Origin of the sequence: Nostoc sp. CHAB 5715, from assembly GCF_020829685.1 — a bacterium.
Lineage (GTDB): Bacteria > Cyanobacteriota > Cyanobacteriia > Cyanobacteriales > Nostocaceae > Nostoc.
The window spans coordinates 1-2,279 of sequence record NZ_JAIVFR010001106.1; the positions used below are offsets into that span (position 1 = coordinate 1).

General features: G+C 38.0%; 2 protein-coding genes. Both read left to right on the forward strand.

Features of this window, described 5'->3' with window-relative positions:
* The first annotated feature begins 353 nt into the window (after positions 1 to 353).
* Positions 354 to 650 carry a helix-turn-helix domain-containing protein gene (locus LC574_RS36470; RefSeq protein WP_229458488.1) on the forward strand — a complete coding sequence of 99 codons (297 nt, stop codon included), beginning with the start codon at positions 354 to 356 and terminating at the stop codon, positions 648 to 650.
* A gap of 60 nt (positions 651 to 710) precedes the next feature.
* Positions 711 to 2,018, forward strand: a complete 1,308-nt coding sequence (locus LC574_RS36475; RefSeq protein WP_229458489.1) for a DUF5895 domain-containing protein — start codon at positions 711 to 713, stop codon at positions 2,016 to 2,018.
* The last annotated feature ends 261 nt before the right edge of the window (positions 2,019 to 2,279 follow it).

Sequence of the window (2,279 nt, forward strand, 5' to 3'; positions counted from 1 at the left end):
GTATGAGACAGTTTTGCCATCACTCGATTGAGACTAAATCTTCTTTTACGCAAGTCCCGAATTTTCCCTCAATACAATTACGAATTCTCTCGGATTCTAAATCTTGTTTCTTTTTTTCTTTACTAACTCTAAATCTGTTGGATAGCTGATGTCTGCTGGCGCACAAGTCGCATCTAATATTAATTTTCCCCGATTTTTTGGCGTGTTATCTTCTTTTTCTAAATATAGCTGTTTTTTTTTGAGTTGATTCAGTTGATTCAGTTGCTAAAGTCGAAGATGTTGTCTCTAGCATCCTCTTAACTGATACTACTCACTATAAACCTGTAGATAATATCTCCAAAGCTTTGAGGCTGATGAGGGTATTCTATGATTTAACACAAAAGGAATTAGCAGTAAAACTAGGAATATCTAAATCACATCTCTCAGAAATTGAATCTGCAAATAAAACACCAACTATTAATGTGCTTAAGGGCTATTCAGAGATTTTTGAAGTACCAATGTCCTCAATCATGTTTCTCGCAGAAAACGTTGATAGTGATGTTGACATTGACAAGACAACAGAATTTGTGGATACAAAAATCCTAGCTATGCTCAAGTTCATCAAGCTGAGAAATTTGTCTTGCAACAATCACATTTCATCAGAAGCGTAATCTCTAACCCCCGATATCGCTGACGCGCCTCTCTCTTGAACTCATCCAAGAGAGAAATATATGAATCAACTGAACTACGAACTGCTGGAACTATTAGAGAAAAATACCCAAAAGTTTCAGCAGTATTTTGTTGAGCAAAAATTTCTATCCCACTATTCTGAAAATATTACTCAACAAAACTTTGGCAGACAATTTCATCTGATTATGCAACAGTTGATGATGGAATTGCCAGTGGAACCGTTTCTCACAGCTTATCCAAAAATGGCTCATTGGATATCCCAGCTTCAGTTAATCATTAACATTCCTTCTGAAAGGAAACAATATAATGTTAATCTCCAAAAACTCATTTATAACACAGTTATCACCGCTAAATATGACTTGTTAATTGCGACTGGAGAGAAAGTAATAGCTGTAGACTGGACATCTGAAAGATATATTCAGCAGCCAGAAAAACTAGAGAAATCATGGCAAACTCAACTACGATTATTTCTCCTTGCAGAAACACGAGAAATTACGCCTGATAACATCTCCATAATCTACTGCTTTGTCAATGAAGATGACTATCCCACCATCTACCAATTTAGTTATAGCCAAGAGAAACATGATGCTTTCATAGAGCGATTAGCAATGACATTATCAAAACTACCAGGCACTACCCCTGCTACCTGTGGCTATTTTGTAGCTGTTAACCAAATGGCGATCGCTGGTTGGAGAGAGTTCGACGAAAAACAACTTATTACCTATACGTTTGAGTCTAGTGGTGCTGAAGAACAGGGTATTCTTATCCAAAATCCTAGAATGCTAGTTTGTCCCAAAACACCAGTTTTGGGGTTTGACAGAAAACAGTCACAAGAGTCAAATTCCACATTAATTTTGGGAAGGTACACTGCCCAAATGAAGGAAGATGACAACATTGGCAACCTCCAATATTTCCAAATCTTCCTGTTAGACCAAAACAACGAACCACTCCACCAAATTCCCCTTATTTATAAAGCAGCAGGTGCAAACCAAGCATCTTTCTCTGCCCACTGGCAAGAATTCTGTAGAGAACTCAATATCTGCCATTCTATTGTTAACGGTATCCCAGCCAAACAAAAGAATGCTCTATTCTACTCCTTGGGTATCTTTTGTTTCAAAACTGCTAGAGAACAAGTTGGCACTAAACAAAAAAGCTTCGCTTGTCGAGTAGTAGATCATGAACAACCAACAGTAGAAAACTGGCGTAACTATTTCTTGGGTTTCAACCAAAACATTAAGCAGTATGTGTGGGAATCACTTGAACCCGCCAAGCCACTTATGATTCCTGGTTATCCTGAAACACCAGCCTTGTCTGCTGCTACTGAATCTAGTGCAATCGTAGCCACATGATAATTCTTACCTAGTAATCACTCATAACATCTCACTTCAAAGGTGCTTGGCATTACACTAAGCACCTCATCATCAACTATGTCATTTACGCCACATTATGAAACTCACAATTTCTCAAAAAGACCTCACTGATACACAGTACAGTTAACTTCCATAAATGAAGAACCTTCTACAAAAGAGAATGTCTCAGAGGCTTCGATTGCACTAGATTCAGTAGCAGCAGACAAGGCTGGTGTTTCAGGATAACCAGGAATCATAAGT

Coding starts and splice junctions, on each gene's coding strand:
- LC574_RS36470 (WP_229458488.1), top strand. CDS start 354: ATGAGGGTATTCTATGATTTAACACAAAAGGAATTAGCAGTAAAACTA.
- LC574_RS36475 (WP_229458489.1), top strand. CDS start 711: ATGAATCAACTGAACTACGAACTGCTGGAACTATTAGAGAAAAATACC.